This is a genomic window from Gaoshiqia hydrogeniformans, assembly GCF_049347105.1.
In the GTDB taxonomy this organism is placed as follows: domain Bacteria; phylum Bacteroidota; class Bacteroidia; order Bacteroidales; family Prolixibacteraceae; genus Gaoshiqia; species Gaoshiqia hydrogeniformans.
In genome coordinates this window covers 1,078,504-1,101,220 of sequence record NZ_CP186334.1, presented here as the reverse complement: position 1 = coordinate 1,101,220, position 22,717 = coordinate 1,078,504, and the positions used below count along the sequence as shown (strand labels likewise).

21 protein-coding genes are annotated in these 22,717 nt (G+C 45.7%); 15 read left to right on the top strand and 6 right to left on the bottom strand.

The annotated features are described in order from the left end of the window. Positions 1–35 precede the first annotated feature (35 nt). The gene (locus tag ACOIT5_RS04565; protein WP_423129285.1) at positions 36–875 is read right to left on the bottom strand and encodes a hypothetical protein; all 840 of its coding nucleotides are present in this window, start codon (positions 873–875) and stop codon (positions 36–38) included. Positions 876–1,018: 143 nt separating this feature from the next. Between ACOIT5_RS04565 and ACOIT5_RS04560 the strand changes: the two genes are divergently transcribed. The 5 genes from ACOIT5_RS04560 to ACOIT5_RS04540 all read left to right on the top strand — a co-directional run bounded on the left by ACOIT5_RS04560 (position 1,019) and on the right by ACOIT5_RS04540 (position 6,524). Continuing rightward, complete coding sequence (locus ACOIT5_RS04560) at positions 1,019–1,669, top strand: protein-L-isoaspartate(D-aspartate) O-methyltransferase (RefSeq protein ID WP_423129284.1); 651 nt, start codon at positions 1,019–1,021, stop codon at positions 1,667–1,669. Between the two features lie 8 nt (positions 1,670–1,677). After that, positions 1,678–2,319: an MBL fold metallo-hydrolase gene (locus ACOIT5_RS04555; protein ID WP_423129283.1), complete on the top strand. Its 642-nt coding sequence runs from the start codon at positions 1,678–1,680 to the stop codon at positions 2,317–2,319. A 105-nt stretch (positions 2,320–2,424) separates the two neighbouring features. After that, the gene (gcvP, locus tag ACOIT5_RS04550; protein ID WP_423129282.1) at positions 2,425–5,292 is read left to right on the top strand and encodes an aminomethyl-transferring glycine dehydrogenase; all 2,868 of its coding nucleotides are present in this window, start codon (positions 2,425–2,427) and stop codon (positions 5,290–5,292) included. Positions 5,293–5,343: 51 nt separating this feature from the next. Continuing rightward, positions 5,344–6,156: a 4-(cytidine 5'-diphospho)-2-C-methyl-D-erythritol kinase gene (ispE, locus tag ACOIT5_RS04545; RefSeq protein WP_423129281.1), complete on the top strand. Its 813-nt coding sequence runs from the start codon at positions 5,344–5,346 to the stop codon at positions 6,154–6,156. Between the two features lie 116 nt (positions 6,157–6,272). Then, positions 6,273–6,524, top strand: a complete 252-nt coding sequence (locus ACOIT5_RS04540) for a hypothetical protein (protein ID WP_423129280.1) — start codon at positions 6,273–6,275, stop codon at positions 6,522–6,524. 62 nt (positions 6,525–6,586) lie between these two features. Here ACOIT5_RS04540 and ACOIT5_RS04535 read toward each other — a convergent pair whose 3' ends face one another. From ACOIT5_RS04535 to tgt, 4 genes are all read right to left on the bottom strand, one after another. Next, positions 6,587–6,907, bottom strand: a complete 321-nt coding sequence (locus ACOIT5_RS04535) for a biotin/lipoyl-containing protein (RefSeq protein WP_423129279.1) — start codon at positions 6,905–6,907, stop codon at positions 6,587–6,589. Positions 6,908–6,924: 17 nt separating this feature from the next. Continuing rightward, positions 6,925–8,469 carry an acyl-CoA carboxylase subunit beta gene (locus tag ACOIT5_RS04530; RefSeq protein WP_423129278.1) on the bottom strand — a complete coding sequence of 515 codons (1,545 nt, stop codon included), beginning with the start codon at positions 8,467–8,469 and terminating at the stop codon, positions 6,925–6,927. Positions 8,470–8,671: 202 nt separating this feature from the next. Continuing rightward, on the bottom strand, positions 8,672–9,760 hold the full coding sequence (locus ACOIT5_RS04525) for an LptF/LptG family permease (RefSeq protein WP_423129277.1): 1,089 nt from the start codon (positions 9,758–9,760) through the stop codon (positions 8,672–8,674). Between the two features lie 3 nt (positions 9,761–9,763). Then, positions 9,764–10,894, bottom strand: a complete 1,131-nt coding sequence (tgt, locus tag ACOIT5_RS04520; RefSeq protein WP_423129276.1) for a tRNA guanosine(34) transglycosylase Tgt — start codon at positions 10,892–10,894, stop codon at positions 9,764–9,766. Between the two features lie 304 nt (positions 10,895–11,198). Between tgt and ACOIT5_RS04515 the strand changes: the two genes are divergently transcribed. The 9 genes from ACOIT5_RS04515 to ACOIT5_RS04475 all read left to right on the top strand — a co-directional run bounded on the left by ACOIT5_RS04515 (position 11,199) and on the right by ACOIT5_RS04475 (position 19,944). After that, a complete protein-coding gene (locus tag ACOIT5_RS04515) occupies positions 11,199–12,164 on the top strand; it encodes a glycosyltransferase (RefSeq protein WP_423129275.1) in 966 nt (321 codons plus the stop codon). Further along, on the top strand, positions 12,155–12,766 hold the full coding sequence (locus ACOIT5_RS04510; RefSeq protein ID WP_423129274.1) for an RNA polymerase sigma factor: 612 nt from the start codon (positions 12,155–12,157) through the stop codon (positions 12,764–12,766). Before ACOIT5_RS04515 ends, ACOIT5_RS04510 begins: the two co-directional genes overlap by 10 nt. An 89-nt stretch (positions 12,767–12,855) precedes the next feature. Beyond that, positions 12,856–13,491, top strand: a complete 636-nt coding sequence (gene rsmG, locus ACOIT5_RS04505) for a 16S rRNA (guanine(527)-N(7))-methyltransferase RsmG (RefSeq protein ID WP_423129273.1) — start codon at positions 12,856–12,858, stop codon at positions 13,489–13,491. Positions 13,492–13,576: 85 nt separating this feature from the next. Further along, a complete protein-coding gene (rpmH, locus tag ACOIT5_RS04500) occupies positions 13,577–13,735 on the top strand; it encodes a 50S ribosomal protein L34 (RefSeq protein ID WP_423129272.1) in 159 nt (52 codons plus the stop codon). Between the two features lie 181 nt (positions 13,736–13,916). Continuing rightward, positions 13,917–14,729, top strand: a complete 813-nt coding sequence (locus tag ACOIT5_RS04495) for a PASTA domain-containing protein (protein ID WP_423129271.1) — start codon at positions 13,917–13,919, stop codon at positions 14,727–14,729. After that, positions 14,729–15,781 carry an RluA family pseudouridine synthase gene (locus tag ACOIT5_RS04490; protein WP_423129270.1) on the top strand — a complete coding sequence of 351 codons (1,053 nt, stop codon included), beginning with the start codon at positions 14,729–14,731 and terminating at the stop codon, positions 15,779–15,781. The genes ACOIT5_RS04495 and ACOIT5_RS04490 overlap by 1 nt, the downstream gene beginning before the upstream one ends. Before the next feature lie 12 nt (positions 15,782–15,793). After that, positions 15,794–16,771, top strand: coding sequence for a D-alanine--D-alanine ligase (locus tag ACOIT5_RS04485; protein WP_423129269.1), 978 nt, complete (start codon positions 15,794–15,796; stop codon positions 16,769–16,771). Positions 16,772–17,126: 355 nt separating this feature from the next. Next, positions 17,127–18,680, top strand: coding sequence for a replicative DNA helicase (gene dnaB, locus ACOIT5_RS04480; RefSeq protein ID WP_423129268.1), 1,554 nt, complete (start codon positions 17,127–17,129; stop codon positions 18,678–18,680). Continuing rightward, positions 18,646–19,944, top strand: a complete 1,299-nt coding sequence (locus ACOIT5_RS04475; RefSeq protein WP_423129267.1) for a hypothetical protein — start codon at positions 18,646–18,648, stop codon at positions 19,942–19,944. The genes dnaB and ACOIT5_RS04475 overlap by 35 nt, the downstream gene beginning before the upstream one ends. Positions 19,945–19,962: 18 nt before the next feature. Here the strand turns inward: ACOIT5_RS04475 and ACOIT5_RS04470 are convergent, their stop codons facing one another. Beyond that, positions 19,963–20,409 (bottom strand): GNAT family N-acetyltransferase, encoded by a 447-nt coding sequence (locus ACOIT5_RS04470; protein WP_423129266.1) that lies wholly within the window; start codon positions 20,407–20,409, stop codon positions 19,963–19,965. A gap of 584 nt (positions 20,410–20,993) precedes the next feature. Here ACOIT5_RS04470 and ACOIT5_RS04465 point away from each other — a divergent pair. Further along, positions 20,994–22,670 (top strand): hypothetical protein, encoded by a 1,677-nt coding sequence (locus ACOIT5_RS04465; RefSeq protein ID WP_423129265.1) that lies wholly within the window; start codon positions 20,994–20,996, stop codon positions 22,668–22,670. The last annotated feature ends 47 nt before the right edge of the window (positions 22,671–22,717 follow it).

The following is a 22,717-nucleotide window of genomic DNA, read 5'->3' as shown; positions in this document are numbered from 1 at the left end:
CGTACCTCTTCAGGTTAAAATACACCTCCCCGGTTTTATACCAATAAACTGCTGCCGCTGTATTTGAGTTTTTCGGTGATTTCGTGCAGGATATTCCTGGCTTGCAGCAATTCGTTGAGCGATACAAGGATGGCCGGCCGGTTTTTAATGGCGCTTACAAAGTGCCTGAGGGCATTCTGCTCCGAGGTAAAAAGTTTTGTGTCATTTAGCGGCGCCAGCTGAAAGGAAATGACAGCGTCGTCCTTCCTGAAAATTTCGATCATTGATTGGTCCCCGGTAAATCGGCTCGAAAAAACCAGATGTCCCACCGTCCCGGAGTGAAAAGAAATCCGCAGGTCCAGGACAAACGAATGATCGTCGCTTTCCAGCATCAGCGCTTCGGTTTTTTTTGATCCGGTTTTGTCCTGATGGATCAAATAAAGGATCAGGTACACTAACTGGTCCTCGTAAGTTGTTCCGGGGCTGGCAGCCATACGGATATTTATCAGCAGGGGCGACAGGAGGTCGCCGTAAATATCCAGGCTTTCTGAAAGGAATATATAAGGGTTGAAGATCTGGATAACCGAACCGGCTTCATTCCCCAGACAAATCAGGTTTTTGATTTCAGGGATGGTGAGCCTGGGAAGAAAGCGGGTAAAAATGTGACTGCTTTTACGTATAGCGGCTCTCAGTAAGGGCAGGCCCGGAGACGGCGTTTCCAGGTAGATGGCATCAGAACCATTGATCAGTTCACCAGCCTGAGAAACAATCATTTTATCCGGAACCCCGAATACGGGAGCGGATATGCCCGTAAGCTTCAGTTCCCTGAATTTGTTGATCAACAGCGTTGACCGGGCCACGGAGTTTGCTTCCGAAAGTATACCTACTCTGATCATAGCTGCAAATTAGAAATAAAAAGCTATTCTAATATCCGGTAGCCGTGAGAACTTTTCAACCGCGTTTGTTGATAATGTATTTTTCCCCGGCTGCTACCCGAACGGCTTTTTAAACTATTTTTGTTAGAAATATAAAAAAGAAGATGGATTCCCGCGATACGTTGAGGCATAAGGGCATGCGAAAAAGATTGGTCGAAGGTCTTAAAATTAAAGGGATAAAAGACCAGAAAGTACTTGAGGCGATTGCCAAAGTGCCCCGTCATTTGTTTATGGACAGCAGTTTTATTCAGTTTGCCTATAAAGATCAGGCGTTTCCGATCGGGGCCGGTCAAACCATCTCTCAGCCTTATACTGTTGCTTTTCAAACCATGTTGTTACAGTTGGAAAAGAACGAAAAGGTACTCGAAGTCGGTACGGGTTCCGGTTATCAGGCTGCTGTTCTGGTAGAAATGGGCGTAAATGTGTATACTATTGAACGTCAGCGCGAGTTATACCTGAAAGTTCAGCAATTGTTACCGGAACTGGGTTATCATCCGAAATTCTTTTACGGAGACGGTTATAAGGGACTGCCAACTTACGGACCTTTTGATAAAATTATTGTGACAGCAGGGGCCCCGGTAATTCCCGATGAACTTTTGCAACAGCTCCGCATTGGCGGAAGGCTGGTAATTCCTTTAGGCCAGACTGACAAGCAAATCATGACGGTGATTACCCGGGTAGATGAAAAAGAATTTAAGAAGGAATCGCACGGAACATTTGTCTTTGTCCCTATGTTAAAGGGAACAGAAAAATAAACTTCAACATGATACAGATTCAGAAATTCACGTTTAATCCGATCCAGGAGAATACGTACATTTTATATGATGAAACCGGTGATTGCATCATTGTCGATGCGGGATGTTATTTCGATGATGAACGACTTGAACTGACAGGTTTTATTGAAAAAAATCATCTTAAACCCGTGATGTTGGTGAATACCCATTGCCACTTCGACCACATCCTGGGAATATCGTTCTGCCGTTCGAAATACCAGATCCCGTTTTTGGCGCATGCCGGCGACCTGTTTCTTGTTGAAAATGTTGTTTCGCAGGCAGCTTTGTTTGGAATGACGGTTGAGCCGGTTGACGCGCCTGACCGGTTTATTGATGAAGGCGATCGGGTACAGTTTGGGCATTCTCATCTGGAACTGATTCATGTGCCGGGACACGCACCTGGAAGCCTGGTGTTATATCAGCCGGAACAAAAGTTTCTGCTGGCCGGCGATGTACTTTTTTACGGAAGCATTGGCCGCACGGACTTGCCTCAGGGAAGCTTTGAGCAATTGGTCGGAAATATCAAATCAAAACTACTGGTTTTGCCCGAAGATGTGGTGGTTTACAGCGGTCACGGGCCGGAAACCGGCATCGGGTTTGAAAAATGGTCTAATCCGTTTTTGATGGACTAAAAAAGGCTCGGGGGATGTTTGCAACTCAAGGATAGTAAAAATCATTTTTTATCCCTGAACTTCATTCTAATATTGGATAAAATTAAAGACATAATATTCATACGCATGGGAAGTGATAAGTTTGCGGCCAGACACATCGGCCCCCGGGAACAGGATATCCGGGAAATGCTCGAAAAGATTGGCGTTTCATCATTGGATGAGTTGATTAATCAGACTGTTCCGGAAAACATCCGGCTGGAAAAACCGTTGCAATTGGAAGACGGGCTCACCGAACGGCAATATTACCGCAAGATTTTAGCTTTGGCTAAAAAAAACAAGGTGTTCAATACGTACATTGGCATGGGGTATTACGATACCATTACACCGGCTGTTATCCTGCGTAATGTGTTGGAAAATCCGGTTTGGTATACTTCTTATACGCCTTACCAGGCCGAAATTTCACAAGGCCGTCTGGAGGTATTGCTGAACTACCAGACCATGATCTGCGAACTGACGGCGATGGAACTGGCCAACGCCTCCCTGCTCGACGAAGCAACAGCAGGGGCCGAGGCGATGATCATGATGTATAATGCCCGCTCACGCGATCAGGTGAAGGCCGGAGCCAATGTGGTATTGGTCGATCAGTCTGTTTGGCCGCATACGCTTGATGTCTTGAAAACCCGCGCAGTTCCTTTAGATATCGAGTTGAAGGTGACGGATGCCGCTGACTTTCGTTTCGACGACGGCGTTATCGGGACTATTGTCCAATACCCGAATGCCAACGGCGAGATCGTGTCATATGCCGGATTGGTTGAAAAAGCCCATGCCCATGATGTTAAAGTGGCCGTTGCTGCTGATTTGCTCAGCCTGGCGATTCTGACTCCTCCCGGAGAGTGGGGGGCCGACATTGTTTTTGGCAGTTCGCAGCGATTTGGCGTTCCCATGGGATATGGCGGTCCTCACGCGGCGTTTTTTGCCGCAAAAGATACCTATAAACGCAATATGCCGGGCCGCATCATCGGAGTGTCGAAAGATCATCACGGAAACCGGGCCTTACGGATGGCCTTGCAAACCCGCGAGCAACATATTAAACGCGAACGGGCTACCTCAAATATCTGTACAGCCCAGGCCTTACTGGCAACAATGGCAGGTTTCTACGGCGTTTATCACGGTCCTGAAGGCATCAGGCAGATTGCCGAACGTATTCACCGGATAGCCGTATTGCTCGAAAAAGAAATTACGGCGTTAGGTTATAAACAACTCAACGCGAATTTCTTTGATACCATCCGTTTTGCCTTGCCAAAGTATGTGAAACGCGAAGATATTGAATGGTTATCGCTCGAACTGGAGATGAACTTCCGTTATTTTGAAAATGGGGAAGTTGGATTAAGCATTGATGAAACCACAAACCTCGATGATATTAACTGGATTATTGAGGTGTTTGCCAAGGCGGCCAATAAACTTTTGTATTCGAAAATAAACGTGTACCCCGATCAGTCGAAAATAAGCGCTGCCAATCAACGTAACAGCAAATACTTGCAACAGGAGGTATTCAATAAGTACCGTTCCGAAACCGAGATGCTGCGATATATTAAAAAACTGGAACACCGGGATATTTCGCTGACCCATTCCATGATCCCGCTGGGTTCGTGTACCATGAAGCTGAATGCAGCTACTGAGATGCTGCCGTTGAGTTGGATTGAATTTGGGGGAATGCACCCTTTTGTGCCTAAAAACCAGGCGCGCGGTTACCAGGAAATGATGGAAGAATTGCGTCGTGACCTGGCCGAAATTACCGGATTTGCCGACGTGAGCTTACAACCGAATTCAGGCGCTGCCGGCGAATATGCCGGCTTGATGGTGATCCGCGCTTATCACCTGAGCCGCGGGGAAGATCAGCGTACGGTGGTTTTAATTCCGGCTTCAGCTCACGGAACAAACCCGGCAAGCGCCGTGATGGCCGGTATGGATGTAGTGGTTGTTCCCTGCGATGATAAAGGGAATGTGGATGTGGAAGCTCTTCGTCAGAAGGCTGCGGAACATAAAAATACCTTGTCGTCGTTCATGGTCACTTATCCTTCCACCCACGGTGTGTTCGAGTCATCCATCATCGAAATGTGCGACATTATCCACCGTAACGGCGGACAGGTATACATGGACGGCGCCAATATGAATGCCCAGGTGGGATTGACCAACCCGAAACGGATTGGGGCCGACGTTTGCCACCTCAACCTGCATAAAACATTTGCCATTCCGCATGGAGGAGGCGGTCCGGGTGTCGGGCCGATCGCTGTGGCCGAACACCTGGTAGAATTTTTGCCCTCCCATGCCGTGATGAATAATGGTCATATCGGGATTACAGCGGTCTCGGCAGCCCCTTGGGGAAGCGCTTCCGTTTTGCCGATCACTTACGGTTATATCAAAATGCTGGGTGCCGACGGCTTAAAGCGGGCGACTGAAATTGCCATTCTGAATGCGAATTACATTGCCGAGTCGTTAAAAGAAACCTACGGGATTGTTTATACCGGCGAAAAAGGACGTGTTGCTCACGAAATGATTCTGGAATGCCGTCATTTCAAGGCAGAATCGGGGATTACCGAGGCAGATATTGCCAAACGCCTGATGGATTACGGATTTCATGCGCCAACTTTGTCGTTCCCGGTTCACGGGACCTTAATGGTTGAGCCCACCGAAAGTGAAGCAAAGGAAGAACTGGACCGTTTCATTGAGGCGCTGAGTTCGATTTATCAGGAGATTCAGGATGTGATTGCCGGAAAGCTCGATAAAACGGATAACCCGCTAAAAAATGCTCCCCATACCGCCGAAACGGTTACTTCGGATTATTGGGGCCATGCATACAGCAGACAGCAGGCCGCTTTCCCGCTTGCGTGGTTAAAAGAAAATAAATTTTGGCCACCAGTAGGCCGTGTTGATGACGCTTTTGGTGACCGGAACCTGGTTTGTACCTGTGCTCCAACAGAGAGTTATCAATAAATAGCTATTTTGTGAATGCCTTTTTGTAACTTTGGATAAGTTTTAGACAATATGATTACTTATCCGATTGCGAAAATTAACATTGGGTTGCAAATCACAGAGAAACGCCCGGATGGTTTCCACAACCTGGAAACCATCTTCTACCCGGTACAAATGCAGGATGCCCTGGAAGTTGTACCGGCTGATGATTTTAAGTTGGAGATGAGCGGGCTGGAGTTGCAAGGCGATCCGATGGAAAACCTGGTGGTGAAGGCTTACAACTTATTGAAAACGGATTATCCGATTCCGGCGGTTCATATTCATCTGCATAAAAATATTCCGACGGGGGCAGGCTTAGGTGGCGGTTCGTCCGATGCGGCCAGTATGCTTGTTTTGTTGAATAAACTGTTTAATCTCGAAATCCCCGATGAGAAGCTGATGAACTATGCCTTGCAACTGGGCAGTGATTGTCCGTTTTTTATTCATGGAAAACCGGTTTATGCCACCGGCCGGGGTGAAATCATGAACGACATCCGCATAATGCTCCGGGAATATTACCTGATTATTGTCAAACCTCCCATTCATATTTCCACGGCCGAAGCTTATCAGAATATCGTTCCGCAAAGGCCTCGTCTTTCGTTAAAAGGATTAATCGGTTTCTCGGTAAACAAGTGGAAAGGAAATATCCTGAACCAGTTTGAACGCTATGTCTTTCAGCTTCATCCCGAGGTCGGGCAGATCAAACAAAAATTGTACGATCAGGGGGCGGCATTTGCATTGATGTCGGGTAGCGGTTCTGCGGTTTACGGGCTTTTCAGAACTGAGAAAAGAGGTATCGAAAGCCTTTTTCCGGATGATTATCAGGTATTCCGGCTGCGTCTTTAAGATTTCCTTAAGATAAGTTTTGCAAACTTTAACAGGCTTGCTTGTAACGATTTTTGTTTTTGGTAGTCTATACTATCGAAAACAAATAGAAACAAAAACAAGTAAGTCTTAAAGTTATGAAAACACATGTGAACAAAATTGCGTTTATTTTGGCAATCGCGGTTGTTGGTTTAACCGGCATCAATGCAAAAGTGAATTCAAAAATTTTTATTCCCGAGCAGGAAGAAGAACTTAAAATTGAAACCTGGATGACCGAAGACGGTTACTGGCAAAAGAACCAAACCGACGCGATCCCTGAATTTGCTCCTGAGGCTGATTCGGAACTGGCTATTGAAAGCTGGATGTGTGATGAGAATTTTTGGAAATAAAGGCACAAGCATTCTGATGATTCAGCAGGAAACAAAAAAGGGGCCGATGACGCCCCCTCTTTTTATACTGGAATAATTTCGATCATTAGAAATCTCTTTGGAACTTTATCCCCTGCTTTGATATTTACGGCGACAATTTTACCGTCAAACGGCATTTGCACCAGGTTGTGCATTTTCATCGCTTCAAGGATCAGCAGCGGATCACCTGTTTTCACTTTATCGCCGGGTTTTACAAATACATCGATGATGGTACCCGGGATGAATGAATGCAGGTTATTTTCATTTGGTTTTTCCCATTTGACACGGTTCCTGTATTTATTCGTGTATTCCGTTTTATATACAGCGCTGTGTACAATAATGGTTTCTGTTTTTTCTTCTGCCATAACTGGTCTTTTCTGGTTTAAAATGGAGGAATTCCGTGTTTTTTTGCCGGGCCTGAGATGGATTTGTTTGCCGATACCTTCAGGGCATGAAGCAACATTTTTCGGGTATCTTCCGGCTCAATCACCTCGTCAATATATCCTTTTGCTGCCGCCACATACGGATTGGCAAACTTGTCTTTGTATTCCTGGATCTTCTGTTGGCGCATAGCCTCAGGATCTTCTGCTTCGGCGATTTCCTTACGGAATACAATATTTGCAGCGCCTTCGGGTCCCATCACGGCAATTTCGGCGGTTGGCCAGGCAAACACAAAGTCGGCGCGCAGGTGGCGCGAGTTCATGGCGATGTAACCGCCGCCATAGGCTTTGCGGATGATGACGGTTATTTTCGGCACGGTAGACTCGCTGTAGGCATACAGGATTTTGGCCCCGTGGCGGATAACCCCGGCATGTTCCTGGTCGACGCCAGGCAGGTACCCGGGCAGGTCTTCCAAGGTGATGATCGGGATATTGAAGGCGTCGCAATAGCGGATAAAACGGGCCGCTTTGTCGGAGCTGTCGCAGTCGAGCACTCCGGCCAGCACTTTAGGCTGATTGGCTACAAAACCGACCGTTTCACCATCCATGCGTCCGAACCCAATCACCACGTTTGGCGCGAATAATTCCATGATTTCAAAGAATTCGGATTTATCCGTGATGGCTTTGATGATATCCCGAATATCGTAAGGCATTTTCGGATCGGCCGGAACGATGTTTTCAATCTTTTTCTTGAAAGTTGGTTTTGCCGGTTCAATCGCTTTCGCTTTCTGTGCGTTGTTCCAGGGGATGTACGAAATCAATTGTTTGATTTGCTCAAAACACTCCTGTTCACTTTCAGCATAGAAATGGGCATTCCCGGTCAGTTCGGCGTGTACTTTTGCACCTCCCAGGTCTTCCATCGAAATTTCTTCACCCAATACCGTTTTGATGACACTCGGTCCGGTAATAAACATTTTTGAAATGTTATTGACCACAAAAACAAAGTCGGTGAGTGCAGGCGAATAAACAGCGCCGCCGGCGCAAGGTCCGAGAATCACCGATATTTGCGGGATAACGCCTGAAGCAAGGGTATTGCGGAAAAAGATTTCGCCATAACCAGCCAGCGAATTTACGCCTTCCTGGATGCGTGCACCTCCCGAGTCGTTGATACCGATCAGGGGAACCCGCATTTTCAGGGCATGGTCCATAATTTTTGTGATTTTACGGGCATGCATCAATCCTAAAGAACCACCGGCCACCGTAAAGTCTTGGGCAAAAATACATACGGGAGAACCGTAAATGGTTCCGGTACCGATGATTACACCGTCACCGTGCAATTTCATTTTGTCCATATCGAAATCGCGGGCAACATGTTCAACGAACATATCATATTCGTGAAATGATCCCTTGTCCAGGATGTTGATAATCCTTTCGCGAGCGGTGAGTTTCCCCATTGCGACTTGTTTCTCAATGGCTTTTTCTCCACCACCCTTGAGTACCTCATCTTTTCGTTTTCTGAGGTCCAGGATATTCCGTTTCAGCGACATAGTAAATAGTTTTTAATTAAATAAAATGCTCCGGTTAACCGGAGTCTTGTCTTGTAAAGGTGTTATTTCAAGTGAGTTTTGCGGGGGTAAAATTATAATTTTTTCACACACAAATGTGTTTTATAAAACATTTCGGCTTTTGGGTTAACTTTCGTGCGAATCTTTGGTTTTGAATAATTTTACTTTGAGTTTGAATCTTTTGCTACCGGCTTGCCTGTTTGTAAAGGTAAGCTGCCAGGACGCCGAAAATCAGGTTGGGGATCCATGTCGCGATGGCTGGAGGAACGCTTCCTGATGCGGCAAAAACAGTCGATATCTGCATAAACATGATGTAAGAAAAACTGATCAGGATGCCTAGGCCCAGGTGAAGTCCCAGTCCTCCTTTGACTTTCCGCGAGGCCAGCGAGGCTCCGATAAGGGTCAGAATAAATGCAGAGAACGGTCCGGACAACCGTTTGTGTTTTTCGATTTCAAATTCGATGGAGTTGACACCACGCAGTTTCATGTCGTTAATTTCTTTATTTAGCTTGGGCAATGTCATGGTTTCTACAATGTTTTTTACTACCCGGTAATCCTCCGGAAGCATGTTCAGGCTGGTGTCTTTTTTTACGCCGGTGGTGATGGTTTCCGTGTAACCGTCGATGTCACGGATGTAATAGTTGTTGATTTCCCACTTTTTGTTCTCCCGGTCCCACTTGATGTAGTCGGCCGACAGTTTCGATACCAGTTTTCCGTCCTCAAAACGTTCGATGGTAAACCGGTAGCCCACATCGTTTGAGGCATTGTAACTTTTCATGTAAATAAAGGTCCCCGGGGTCAATTGGCGGTGAATGTTTTGTTCGAGCGATTTGGAACTGGTCGATATGTAGGTGTTTCTGAATTCAACCCTTTTTTTATTGGCCGGCGGGATCACATAGTTTCCCAGGACATAGGAGAAAACAGCAATAATTAATGCAGAAATCATGTATGGCCTGATAAAACGGTGAAAAGAGACCCCGCTGCTGAGGATCGCGATAATCTCCGAGTTGTAGGCTAATTTGGAGGTAAAATAGATAACGGCTATAAAGGTGAAAAGCGCGCTGAATAAATTCGCGAAATAGGGGATGAAGTTCAGATAATAGTCAATAAAGATGGCGTCCAGGGGGGCATCTTTCGAAAGAAATTCGTCCAGATTTTCCGAAATGTCAAAAACAATCGCAATGCTAATAATCAAGGTGATGGCATAGAAGAATGTTCCCAGGAACTTTCCGATAATGTAAATGTCGATCGTTTTTAGTTTTGGTGTTTTCATAAGCTACAGACGTTGAGCAAGTTTGACAACCATCTCTTCTTTCCAGCTTTTAAAGCGGTCGGCAAGAATTTGTGTGCGGGCTTCTTTCACCAGCCGGAGGTAAAAGGCCAGGTTGTGCTGACTGGCAATCTGGGCGCCAAGCATTTCGTTCGAAATCACTAAATGACGCAGAAAAGCTTTGGAATAGTGCCGGTCGACAAATGAAGTTCCGTCGGGATCGACCGGTGAAAAATCGTCGGCCCATTTTTTATTCCGGATGTTAATCATCCCCCGGCTGGTAAACAACATGCCGTTTCGTCCGTTTCGGGTCGGCATAACGCAGTCAAACAGGTCCACGCCACGGTCGATGGCTTCGAGCAGGTTGACGGGAGTGCCAACTCCCATTAAATAACGAGGTTTATCCTCGGGAAGGATCGGGTTCACAACGTCAATCATGGCATACATGTCGGCTTCGGGTTCTCCGACCGACAGGCCGCCAATTGCATATCCGTCGCTGGGTATTGTACAAACGTGCCGTGCGGCTGCTTCCCGAAGATCGGGATACACTCCGCCCTGAACGATCGGGAATAACGACTGCTTGTGCCCGTAAAAGGGAGCGGTTTTTTCCATTTGGTTGACGCAACGTTCAAGCCAGCGTTGTGTCAGTTCCAGCGATTTTTTGGCATAATCATAAGCGGCATCTCCGGGAGTGCATTCGTCAAAGGCCATGATGATGTCGGCTCCGATTTTACGCTGAACATCAATCACGCTTTCGGGCGTGAATAAATGGTACGAGCCATCGATATGTGATTGAAAACGGGCTCCTTCTTCGGTTAATTTACGGATTTCTCCCAGAGAAAATACCTGGTAGCCGCCGCTGTCGGTCAGTATGGGGCCATCCCACCCGTTAAATTTGTGCAGGCCGCCCGCCTGTTCAATGATATGGGTTCCCGGGCGCAAATAGAGGTGATAGGTATTTCCGAGAATAATTTGTGCGCCAATATCTTCTTTCAGGTCTTTTACATGAATTCCTTTTACAGAACCGGCAGTCCCAACCGGCATGAAAATCGGAGTCTCAATCGTCCCGTGATCCGTTTCCAAAATTCCTGCCCGTGCTTTTGAATTAACTGCCTGATGCTTAAGTGTAAAATGCATGTTTGTTTTTTTGAGTGGTCAAAGATAGCTATAAAAGTGTTATCACCGGGAAAACCTGTATTTTGGCTGCTGTTAATTTTAATTAAAAATGGCAATAAGAAGTCGTTTGGATTGTTAAATTTGCTCACAAAATAAGACCATGATCCCAGACTCGTTTGATCAACTTTTCCTTGCATGGACCGGATATGTTTTACTGTTTGCAGGATTTGTTCTTTTGTTAATTTTTCAGTTTGGCTTTTATTTCAGGCTTCTTTTCATAAAGAAAATCAACGGGAACAGCCCGGAGCGCCCAATCAGTATTCTGATGAGCGTCCGCAACAATGAAGAGCGTATCGGAGCGCTTCTGACGAAATTGTTGAGCCTGGACTATCAGGACTATGAAGTGGTGGTGATTGACGATTTTTCGGAAGACGAAACCTTGTCGGTGATCGGCGCGTTGGCCCGGCAATACCCCAAATTGAAGTTCAGTTCGCTTAATCAGGAGATCCGGTTTTCCGAAAAAATTGCGATCAACCTTGCCCTTAAAGCGGCCAAATCGCCCTGGATGGTCTTTATTGATCCTGAAACTGAGCTGCTTGATCCGCAATATTTGCGTAAACTGAACGATTACCTGGGCGATGAGCAGGCGATTGTTTTAAATTATGTCGGTTATTTGCCCCAACGTAAATTTTACAACACAATTTGCCGGGTCGAAAAAGTTTACGCATTCATGACCTCTGCTGCCTATTCGTTAACCGGATTGCCCCTGTTCTTTCAGCAGTCGAACGTCTTGTTCAACAAACAGATTTATTTTGCGCTGGATGGGTTTAAAGGCAAGATGAACGCACACTACGCAAACCTAGAGCTGATTTTTAACAGATCGGCGAAGAAAAAGGTTCTCGTATCGGTTGATCAGGAAACCCGCTTGCAGGAACGGGCGGGTGTCAGAAGATCTGACTTTGCAGATCTGATTCAGAAACGGATTTTAACATGGCTTCATTTGGATGGGGCAAAAAAGACGCTTTTGTTCGTGGAAGAGTTATCTAAGGTGTTGTTTGTTATTGGGTTAGCATGGGTTATGGTCGATAATGTCCAAGACTGGTGGGTTTATTCAATTCCGGTTCTGATCCTGATCGTGCTACACTGGATATTGATTAAAACGATGCTGAATCTTTTGAATGAACGGAAAATCTTATTATCTTCGTTAACGTACGTTTTTATTAAACCCGTTTTGAATCTGTATCACGGGACATTAATTTACATCAAGCTGCAACGAAATAAATGGAATTAAATCCGAATTTATCCGATAAAGCCCAGCAAGATTACGCGTTGGTTGAAGCTGCATTACAGGGCGAAGAGAAAGCCTTTGCGAAATTGCTCAGCAAATATAAAGATGCCATTTATTACATGTTGCTGAAGATGGTCAATAACAAGAGCGATGCGGAAGACCTGACCATTGAGGCTTTTGGAAAAGCGTTTAAAAACCTGCATCAATACTCGCCAAATTACGCGTTTAGCACCTGGTTGTTTAAAATCGCATCAAATAATTGCATTGATTTCCTGCGGAAAAGGAAGGGAATTCTGGTGTCGATTGAGACCACGCAGGAAAACAATGAAAACGATCCTCCTGTCAAGTTAAAATCAATTGATCCCGACCCGGAACAGAAGCTGATCCGGATACAAAAAGCGATCTTGCTGCGCCGGATTGTTCACCGGCTGAAGCCCCGTTACCGGACTTTGGTGGAGTTGCGCTATTTTCGCGAATATTCGTACGAAGAAATTGCGAAAGAACTAAATTTGCCGCTCGGAACCGTAAAAGCGCAGCTTTTCAGAGCCCGTGAAATGTTATTCAAGATGATCGAATCGACGGAGATTGATGATCAGGAGGACTAACAAGCTGCCTGAAAACAGAAAAACGGTTTCTGATTGAACCGTTTAACCTGTTCCTGTGTCGCTCCTGTTTTATGCCAACAAAATAGATCATGGAAATCATAAAAAAATACTTCCCGGAACTAAATGATACCCAGACCGGGCAATTTGCGGCCATGTACAGCCTGTATAATGAGTGGAACGAAAAAATCAACGTGATTTCCCGTAAGGACATCGATCATTTATACGAACGGCATATTCTGCATTCGCTTGGTATTGCCCGGGTAATTCAGTTCGCGCCCGGAACCCGGGTGATGGATGTGGGTACCGGCGGAGGCTTTCCCGGAATTCCGCTGGCCGTCCTGTTTCCCGAAACACAGTTTCTCCTGGTGGATGCAATTGCAAAAAAAATAGGTGTTGTTGACGCTGTTGCAAATAGTCTGGGCTTAAAAAATGTGTTGGCTCAGCAAAACCGGGCCGAGAAAGTCCAGGGCCGGTTTGATTTTATTGTAAGCCGTGCGGTAACGGCATTTCCGAAATTTGTTTCACTCGTCAGGAATAAAGTGAGCGCAGAACAAAAGAATACGCTTGGGAACGGTATCCTTTATTTGAAGGGAGGCGATTTTGAAGATGAACTGGAACCCTTTAAAAACCAGGCAACAGTGGTTCGAATGAGCGATTTTTTTGAAGAAGAATTTTTTGAGACCAAGAAGCTGATTCATCTTCCTTTGAAAAATAGCCGAAAATAAGCGGTAATGTTTTGGAGGAAATAAAAAAAGATATATTTTTGCAGTCCGAATTGACCGGAGTGTATTCTAATAAAAATATTTACCAATGAAAAGGACATTTCAACCATCGAACAGAAAACGCAGAAACAAACACGGTTTCCGTGAAAGAATGTCTACTGTAGGCGGCCGTCTGGTTTTAAAATCACGTCGGGCCAAAGGTAGAAAGAAATTGACTGTTTCTGACGAACCAAAACATAAACGTTAGGAAATTCTACGTAGTTAAAACATAGGAAGGTAAAGAATTACGATTCTTTACCTTTTTGTGTGTTTTATGGTTGCATTTTTGTCTCCGGAATCCCGGTTTGATTTTTTGACGCAATGACAGCTTTCCCGTACTGATTTTTAAGCTATTTTTGTTTTCTGTTAAAAATCAATTTGCTTTCATTATGAGTTTCAAAGCGTATTTTACCAGCAAAGTATTTCTGACGAATTTGTTGATCATGCTTGGCGTCACCGTGGTGCTGCTTCTGGTGACGATGTTTGCTATCCGCGTTTACACCGAACACGGTGAATCCCTTGCTGTTCCTAACTTTACGGGAATGAATATGGATCAGGCGGAAATCATCCTGAGGGAAAAAAACCTGACTTGGGAGATCGTCGATTCGTTATACACGAGCGAAGCTGAGCCTGGTTCCGTTATCGATCAGTTTCCGTTATCCGGTTTTCTGGTAAAAGAAGGGCGCACAATCTTTCTGACGATTTGTGCCAGGGATCCGGAGCAGGTAAATATGCCTAAATTGACCGATATTTCCTTGCGGCAGGCCTTAAATATCATGCACAACAACGGGTTAAACGTGGGCGAGGTGAAGTATGTTCCTTCTGAATATCCGAACCTGGTACTGACACAAAAGATGAATGGTTTGGAAATATCGGCAGGAACACCGGTGAACAGAGGTTCGATGATCGATCTGGTTGTCGGACAATCTTCATCAGGAAGAAAAACAATGGTTCCGAATCTGATTGGCGTAACGATGGATCAGGCCCGGAGTGAGATTAATGTCATGTTTCTGAATGTAGGCGCCGTGATATTCGACGAATCGGTGACAACAGCCCTGGACTCAGTAAATGCAAAGGTTTGGCAGCAACGCCCGGAGGCGGTTGCGGATGAGGAAATTGATCTGGGAACTTCCATCGACCTGTGGCTGACCATCGATCCGGAAAAACTACCGGCCGAGCCGGAAGAAAATGACTTTTTTTGATGACAGATGAAATTAACGATATTTTTGACGGGCAGGATGAATCCGATGAAGGTGGCCTGTTTGAGCATTATAAACTGACGGTTGACCAGGGACAATCGCAATTGCGCGTGGATAAGTATCTGGCCAACCGGGTAGAAAACGCTTCGAGGAGCCGCATTCAGGCTGCAGCCGATGCCGGAAATATTCTGGTGAACGGCATTGCAGTCAAATCAAACTATAAAGTAAAACCGGGCGATGAAGTGGCTATTGTGATGGATTTCCCACGCCGCGAATTGCAGATTATCCCGGAAGAAATACCACTTGATGTGGTGTACGAAGACGATCAGCTGATTGTGATCAATAAGCCGGCCGGACTGGTTGTTCACCCCGGACACGGGAATTATACCGGAACACTGGTCAACGGACTGGCATGGTATTACAGGGATTTGCCCTTGTTTAACAGTAGCGACCCGAGGCCCGGATTGGTGCACCGGATCGATAAAAACACCTCAGGCCTGATGGTGGTTGCCAAAACCGAGTTGGCCAAAACCAAACTGTCCCTGCAGTTTTTCGAAAAAACAACCAAACGCCGGTATATTGCCCTGGTTTGGGGACGCCTTAAAGCGCCGGAAGGCACCATTGAAGGACATATTGGCCGCAGCATGAAAGACCGGCAGGTATTTACCGTATACGAAGACGGAGAACATGGTAAAAGCGCCATCACTCATTATAAATTGTTGGAAGAACTGGGCTATGTCAGCCTGGTTCAGTGCCAGCTGGAAACAGGCCGTACCCACCAGATCCGCGTACATATGAAACACATTGGTCATCCGCTTTTTAATGATGAAACCTACGGGGGAGATCAAATTTTGTGGGGAACAACCTTCGCGAAATACCGGCAATTTGTTCAGAATTGCTTCAACAGATTGCCGCGTCAGGCCCTTCATGCCAAAACACTGGGTTTTGTGCATCCGGTTACCGGGGAAGAAATGTTATTTGACTCGGAGCTGGCGGCCGATATGAACGAAGTTGTTTCGCGATGGCGGGATTACATTGCAAACCGGAATATTTAACGTGAATTGAACATGAAGAAGAACATTGCTGTGGTTTACGGGGGCGACTCGTCCGAATATGTTGTTTCGGTACAGAGTGGGAAGAATGTATTTCAATCGATTGATCAGGAGATCTTTCAACCCTGGCTGGTTGAAATGAAAAATCTGGAATGGAGGGTGATGAAAGCTGACGAAAAAATCGCCGATGTTGATAAAGCTGACTTTAGCTTTATGCTGGATGGCCGGAAAATTAGATTTGATTACGCCTATATTATCATTCACGGAACCCCGGGCGAAGACGGCATTCTTCAGGGGTATTTTGATTTGCTGAACGTTCCTTATTCTTCTTGCGGCGTACATGCATCATCGTTGACATTCAACAAGTATTTTTGCAGCAATTATCTCCGGAATTTCGAAATTCCCATGGCCAAATCGGTTCGCGTAATGAAGGGTAGTCAGGTAGATACCAAAAAGTTGATTGAGCAACTGGATTTGCCCGTTTTTGTTAAGCCGAATGCCGGCGGTTCAAGTTTTGGCGTCACAAAAGTAAAAGACGCGGCTCATTTGGCTGAGGCGATAGAAAAGGCCTGGGTTGAAAGCGACGAGGCCTTGGTGGAAGAGTTTATCGACGGTGCGGAGTTTACCTGCGGCCTGGTGAAACTAAAAGATCAAAGCTTTGTTTTTCCGGTTACCGAAGTATTGCCTAAAAATGAATTTTTTGATTTTGAGGCGAAATACACCAAGGGCATGACCGACGAGATTACCCCCGCCCGTATTTCCCCGGAACTGACCCGCAAATGCCAGCAACTGGCGTCTGAAATCTACGATTTATGTAATTGCAAAGGCATTGTGCGGGTCGATTTCATTCTGAAAGACAAGGTGTTTTACTTTCTCGAAGTGAATACCACCCCGGGAATGACCGCGACCAGCTTTATCCCGCAACAAATTGCCGCGATGGGTAAGAACCTGCAGGAGATGTTAACACTGATCATCCGGGATGGCTTGAAGTAGCATCTTTCGGATTATGTTTGAATACTTATTTCTTGTTGTAGGTAAGGATGTTAGTGTGTTGTTTTTTTGTTGACAAACAGCGATTGGGATGTGTACAGGCAGTTGTTGATAACGATTTTATTTGATTGGCTCAATGGTTTGCCTGCATGAAATAAATTTCTGTTTAGATAAATATCCTTTGATTGCTGATCAAACGCGCACAAACCGTCCGTCGGGGCATTGTTTATAAGTATCCGGGAATAAAATGCCGGAAAGGGGTGCAATGTTTTGTATTTTTATAACTTTAAAATCCTTTCCCTGTAATTTTTGGGGATAAGAAACAAATTGACAATCAACCACAACAGATTATTCGATTATGGCAGGAGAGCGGAGGAACACAAAACCAACTTCAACTTCAACAATTGAACAGATTAATGCCCAGTACGGTAAACTTCCGCCTCAGGCGATCGATGTTGAAGAAGCCGTTTTAGGCGCTCTGATGCTGGAACGTGATGCCTATGTAACGGTTGCCGATATTATAGATACAGACAGTTTTTATAAAGAAGAGCACCGGAAAATTTTTGAAGCAATCAAGTACTTGTCAACGCACGAAAAACCGGTTGACTTGCTGATGGTTACCCAGGAGTTGAAAAACCGGAACGAACTCGACCTGGTTGGCGGCCCGTTGTACATTACCCAGCTAACCAGCCGGGTGGCTTCTGCTGCACATATCGAGTTTCATGCCCGGATTATTGCCCAAAAATACATTCAGCGCGAATTGATTCGTGTGTCATCCGAAATTCAGACCAAAGCCTACGATGCAAACATGGACGTGGATGACTTGATTGATTTTTCGGAAACAGCTTTGTTTAAAGTGGCTGAAGGGAACATCAAGAAAGAAACCATGCCGATTAAACCCATCCTGAAAGAAGCAGCCATGCTGATTGAGCAGGCGTCGCGCAGAGACGACGGACTGAGCGGCGTGCCGAGCGGGTTTACGGCGCTCGACCGGATGACTTCGGGCTGGCAGAAAACCGACCTGGTAATTATTGCCGCCCGGCCGGCGATGGGAAAAACAGCATTTGTTCTCTCCATGGCCCGGAACATGGCCGTTGAACACAAAAAACCGGTGGCCGTATTTTCGCTTGAGATGTCGTCGGTGCAGTTGGTAAACCGTTTGATTGCCGCTGAAACGGAACTGGGATCCGAAAAAATTAAAAACGGCCGGTTGGCCGATTGGGAATGGGAACATTTTAACCGCAAACTGAACGTACTGGAAGAAGCACCCATGTTTATTGACGACACACCTGCTCTGTCAATCTTTGAATTTCGGGCTAAGTGCCGCCGACTGAAGATGCAACATGATATTGCGGTGGTGATTGTCGACTACTTGCAGCTGATGACTGCCGGTGGTGACGGGCGTGGAAACAGGGAGCAGGAAGTTAGTATGATCTCGCGGTCGCTGAAAGCCATTGCCAAAGAACTGGATATCCCGATTCTGGCCCTGTCGCAGTTAAACCGCTCGGTCGAGTCGCGCGAGGGTAAGCGCCCCCAGTTGTCCGACCTGAGGGAATCCGGAGCCATTGAGCAGGACGCCGACTTGGTGTTATTTATTCACCGCCCTGAATATTACGGGATTACGGAGGATGAGAACGGGAATTCCTTGCTGGGTGTTGCTGAGATAATTGTTGCAAAGCACCGTAACGGTTCGGTGGGCGATGTGCAATTGGCATTCAAAAAACAACAGGTTAAATTCTGTGATCTGGAGAGTGCAATCCCGGAAGAAATTGGCGGAGGTTTTGTCGGGCAGACATTCAGTTCAAAAATGAATGAAGACAGGCAAATGCAGGCTATGCCTGCCAATACCAGGTTTGAAACAGAAAATTCGGGTTCATATGGCAGACCTGACTCCGATATTGTTCCGTTTTAAGATTGGCCGCATTCTGGCGCTGATCCTGTTGATTTCGGTTTTTCCGGGAAAGCAGGCGAATGCCGTGTACCTGCTGATTCCGATGGACGACCGGCAACAAAACCACCTGAAAGCTTACGGGATAGCCTACTGGACACTTGAAAAAGCGATTGAGGTAAAATGGTTGCTGAACTACCGTGGCGGAAGTTTTTTGATTTCCCATGCCGATGAAATTGAACGTGAATGTCTGGTGCGCGGCGTTTCGGTTGAAAAACTGGCTGATGCGCAGGCCAATCTGTTGTTGACTGAAATTTCGGGGCCCGAAGTAAACCAGGACGCTGTGAGTATGCAGAAAGCGCCTAAAATAGCTGTTTATACCCCGCTCAACAAGCAACCGTGGGACGATGCGGTAACGTTGGTACTCACCTATGCCGAAATCAGCTACGATAAGATCTATGACGAAGAAATCCTGAACGGGAAGTTGAAGGAATATGACTGGCTGCACCTGCATCACGAGGATTTTACCGGGCAGTTTGGTAAATTTTTTCGCAATTATCAAAATATGCCCTGGTACCAGGAGGAAGTCGGGATTAATAAGGAACTGGCCCGAAACCTCGGGTTTTTGAAAGTCTCGGAGATGAAACTGGCGGTTGGCAAGGAGATTAAAAAATATTTGTCGCAGGGAGGATTCTTATTTGCCATGTGTGCTGCCACCGATACTTATGACATTGCAATGGCAGCTGATGGGATCGATATTTGTGAATCGATGTTCGACGGCGATCCGGCTGATCCCGATATGAATAAAAAGTTGGATTATGACCAAACCCTGGCCTTTAAAGATTTCACCATTGAAACGAATCCGTTTGTTTACGAGTTCTCGGACATTGATGTCACTGAAAAGCGAAATGTTCCTCCAAACCAGGATTTTTTTACGCTTTTTGATTTCTCTGCGAAATGGGATCCGGTACCGACGATGTTGACTCAGAACCACAGCCGGATCATAAAAGGCTTTATGGGGCAAACGACCGCCTTTCACAGTCATTTAGTCAAAGCGAATGTCCTGGTGATGGGTGAAAATAAAGCGGCCGGAGAAGCGCGTTATATACATGGTGAAACCGGTAAAGGTTTTTGGACATTCTATGGAGGACACGATCCGGAAGATTACCGGCATTTGGTTGGCGATCCGCCGACTGATTTGAATTTGTACCCCAACTCACCCGGCTACCGGTTGATTTTGAACAATGTTTTGTTCCCTGCGGCCAAAAAGAAGAAACAGAAAACCTGAAAACAGGCATCTGTACATTCATAGTTTCTTGGTTAATAAGGACCGGTTGTTTCCGGTATAGCCTTGTTGAAGGTATAAGCGGTTCGCTTTTTCATTGTGGTTTTCCACTTCCAGATGAATCGCGTGTACACCAAGTTCAGATGACTCCCGTTCAATAAACGCCATTGCCTTTTTTCCAATTCCTTTGCTCCGGTATTCCTCTTTGATGAAAAGCTCGTCAATGAATGCGTCACGTCCGTGGTACTCAAAACTAAAGCCAAAAGTTAATACAATATACCCGATTGGCTGGTTGTTTATACAGATCAGCCAAAGCCGTCCCAATCGGCTGTCGTTGAGGAAGGTTATCAGGTTTTTCTCGCTGACTGACTTGTCAAATTCATAATGATCAATCGAATAGAATGTCTCCATCAGATGAAGTATTTCCGGGAGATCATCTTTTTCGGGTATTCTGAAATCAATTTTCATTTTTTCCAATTTGCAGTTTAACGCTTGAGCAAATACAAAATTACCGGTTTGTAAGTCCCGCCTGAATGGATTGAACTGAATTTATACAGAGATACATCGGGTGGAAACGATGCACCTGGCCGGTATTTTGGATCTTTATACGGTGTATTCCTGAAAATGTGCACCGGTGAAAAGGTAATGTTTCCTGGCTGTGAACAGTAATAAATTCCGATTTCTGTATTTTTTTTGTGTATAAAGGAAAAATTCGGGAAAACATAGATATTCTAAAGTGTTTGTAGTCAATTGGATATAGGTTTTATTTTCGGCAAGTGCAGAAAAAATAAACAGTGCAGAAAAAATAATCAAAATTCATAAAGGGCACAAAAACAGCATATTGAGTGGATTTTGAAATATAGATGTTGAAAAATACAACACAGCGGTGTGTTTATATTAACAACAGGGCATGTGTTAAGTGGTTGATAAACAATGGATAAGTCGATTTTTATTTTATTGGCATTGTAATTGGATTACGGATGGCGGAAAGCTGAAATAATCGATCAGCATTTCGGGAAGATTTATAAAAAAACCAATTTAATATCCATATCATGAAAACCATGCTGTTCTTTTTCATCAAATCATTATTCTTGTTATTCGGCCTTGCCGCCTTGGGCAATACCGCAAACGAGAACAAGGCGGGAGATCAGTTACAAAACACCAACGCAAATACCCTGGAAATTGTCAGCTCTCCCGAGCTATTTGATCTTGCATCCGGCTGGATGGCTGAATTTGGTAAAAACTATCCTGATCTGAATCTCGGAATAAGCCCGATGGGTTCTGAGCAACCTGGTGATGGTCGCCTGTGTTTTATGACTGACGATGAAATGCCGGCGGATTCTTCTGCCTGGAAGATGGTGGTAGGCCGTGATGTGGTTGTGCCGGTGATTCATTCCGGTAATCCGCTGATTGAGGCCATATCCCGTCGGGGGCTTACGGTTGATCATTTTGAATGGCTGTTTGCTGCGGATGCAGATTGGGGAAAACTTGTTGAAGGGACCGGAAATACTCCCTTGCGATGCTACCTGGCGGACAACTATACGGTAAGATCGAAGGTTGCCGATCTTGCAAAACTGGATGAATCAGCCGTTGCCTGCATGACTATGGTATCGGGAAAAGAGCTGATTGCCGCGGTACAAAAAGATCGGTTCGCGGTCGGCTTTTGCCGGCTCGCCGACCTGATCATTCCGGGAACAAATGCCTTTCCGGATAATATCCGCATCATCCCCTTCGATAAAAACCGGAACGGACGCGTGGATAGTTTCGAAAATATCTATGAAAATCCTGAAGAATTTACCCGGGGAGTCTGGATCGGGAAATATCCGGCTGCTTTATGCGGGAATATTTATGTCCTGTCGTCTGAAAAACCTACCGGACAGGCGGCACTGGATTTCCTCTCCTGGATTATGGGCAGCGGACAGGAATTGATCAGTTTGTACGGATACAGCGATCTTTCAGGCAGGGAGCTTGATGCGAATTTGCTTGCCCTTGCCGGCCCGGCGGCACTGACAAATGAGAAGGGCGACGCGGGAACGGCCACTGGCTGGATGCTGGCTGTGGGGGCATCGGTTTTGGCGCTGTTGATGGTTACCCTGCTTGTATACAACCGCAGAAGAAGACCAGCAATTTTATATGAAAAAATTAGAATTACACCGGCGCTGAATGAAAATTCGGTGCATGCCCCCAAAGGTTTGTTTTACGATAAAAGCCACACCTGGGCGTTTATGGAACCGGATGGCCTGGTAAAAATCGGCCTGGATGATTTCATGCAACACGTTACCGGTAAAATTACCCGGGTAAAACTGAAAGAACCGGGCGAGAAAGTAAGAAAAGGCGAAAAAATTCTGACCATCATCCGCAACGGAAAGCAATTGGAAATTTACGCTCCTGTTTCCGGCATCATTAGCATGAAGAATGAAACCTTGCTCGATGAAGCGTCATTGATCAATGTTTCTCCCTATACCGTTGGTTGGGTGTATTTGATTGAACCGACCAACTGGCTGCGTGAAACCCAGTTTATGTTTATGGTGGATAAGTATAAAGAATGGCTGGAAGATGAATTTATCAGGCTAAAAGATTTCTTTTCCATGTCGGTCAGGTCGAATGCCGAAGTGTATGAACATGTTGTTTTACAGGACGGCGGCGAGCTGACGGATCATGTACTGGCTGATCTTGGACCTGCCGTTTGGGAAGACTTCCAGATCCATTTTATCGATACATCCAAATAAGCCTGATTACGTTTAATTCTGGTTGTCACCTTTATAAAACCAACCTT

Excerpts from the sequence above, each read along its gene's own strand:
- tgt (WP_423129276.1), bottom strand. The coding sequence starts at position 10,894 with ATGCATTTTACACTTAAGCATCAGGCAGTTAATTCAAAAGCACGGGCA.
- ACOIT5_RS04560 (WP_423129284.1), top strand. The coding sequence starts at position 1,019 with ATGGATTCCCGCGATACGTTGAGGCATAAGGGCATGCGAAAAAGATTG.
- ACOIT5_RS04490 (WP_423129270.1), top strand. The coding sequence starts at position 14,729 with ATGACAGATGAAATTAACGATATTTTTGACGGGCAGGATGAATCCGAT.
- dnaB (WP_423129268.1), top strand. The coding sequence starts at position 17,127 with ATGGCAGGAGAGCGGAGGAACACAAAACCAACTTCAACTTCAACAATT.
- rpmH (WP_423129272.1), top strand. The coding sequence starts at position 13,577 with ATGAAAAGGACATTTCAACCATCGAACAGAAAACGCAGAAACAAACAC.
- ACOIT5_RS04535 (WP_423129279.1), bottom strand. The coding sequence starts at position 6,907 with ATGGCAGAAGAAAAAACAGAAACCATTATTGTACACAGCGCTGTATAT.
- ACOIT5_RS04495 (WP_423129271.1), top strand. The coding sequence starts at position 13,917 with ATGAGTTTCAAAGCGTATTTTACCAGCAAAGTATTTCTGACGAATTTG.
- ACOIT5_RS04465 (WP_423129265.1), top strand. The coding sequence starts at position 20,994 with ATGAAAACCATGCTGTTCTTTTTCATCAAATCATTATTCTTGTTATTC.
- ACOIT5_RS04470 (WP_423129266.1), bottom strand. The coding sequence starts at position 20,409 with ATGAAAATTGATTTCAGAATACCCGAAAAAGATGATCTCCCGGAAATA.
- ACOIT5_RS04510 (WP_423129274.1), top strand. The coding sequence starts at position 12,155 with ATGGAATTAAATCCGAATTTATCCGATAAAGCCCAGCAAGATTACGCG.
- ACOIT5_RS04530 (WP_423129278.1), bottom strand. The coding sequence starts at position 8,469 with ATGTCGCTGAAACGGAATATCCTGGACCTCAGAAAACGAAAAGATGAG.
- ACOIT5_RS04525 (WP_423129277.1), bottom strand. The coding sequence starts at position 9,760 with ATGAAAACACCAAAACTAAAAACGATCGACATTTACATTATCGGAAAG.
- ACOIT5_RS04515 (WP_423129275.1), top strand. The coding sequence starts at position 11,199 with ATGAGCGTCCGCAACAATGAAGAGCGTATCGGAGCGCTTCTGACGAAA.
- ACOIT5_RS04540 (WP_423129280.1), top strand. The coding sequence starts at position 6,273 with ATGAAAACACATGTGAACAAAATTGCGTTTATTTTGGCAATCGCGGTT.
- ACOIT5_RS04485 (WP_423129269.1), top strand. The coding sequence starts at position 15,794 with ATGAAGAAGAACATTGCTGTGGTTTACGGGGGCGACTCGTCCGAATAT.
- gcvP (WP_423129282.1), top strand. The coding sequence starts at position 2,425 with ATGGGAAGTGATAAGTTTGCGGCCAGACACATCGGCCCCCGGGAACAG.
- ACOIT5_RS04475 (WP_423129267.1), top strand. The coding sequence starts at position 18,646 with ATGGCAGACCTGACTCCGATATTGTTCCGTTTTAAGATTGGCCGCATT.
- ispE (WP_423129281.1), top strand. The coding sequence starts at position 5,344 with ATGATTACTTATCCGATTGCGAAAATTAACATTGGGTTGCAAATCACA.
- ACOIT5_RS04555 (WP_423129283.1), top strand. The coding sequence starts at position 1,678 with ATGATACAGATTCAGAAATTCACGTTTAATCCGATCCAGGAGAATACG.
- rsmG (WP_423129273.1), top strand. The coding sequence starts at position 12,856 with ATGGAAATCATAAAAAAATACTTCCCGGAACTAAATGATACCCAGACC.
- ACOIT5_RS04565 (WP_423129285.1), bottom strand. The coding sequence starts at position 875 with ATGATCAGAGTAGGTATACTTTCGGAAGCAAACTCCGTGGCCCGGTCA.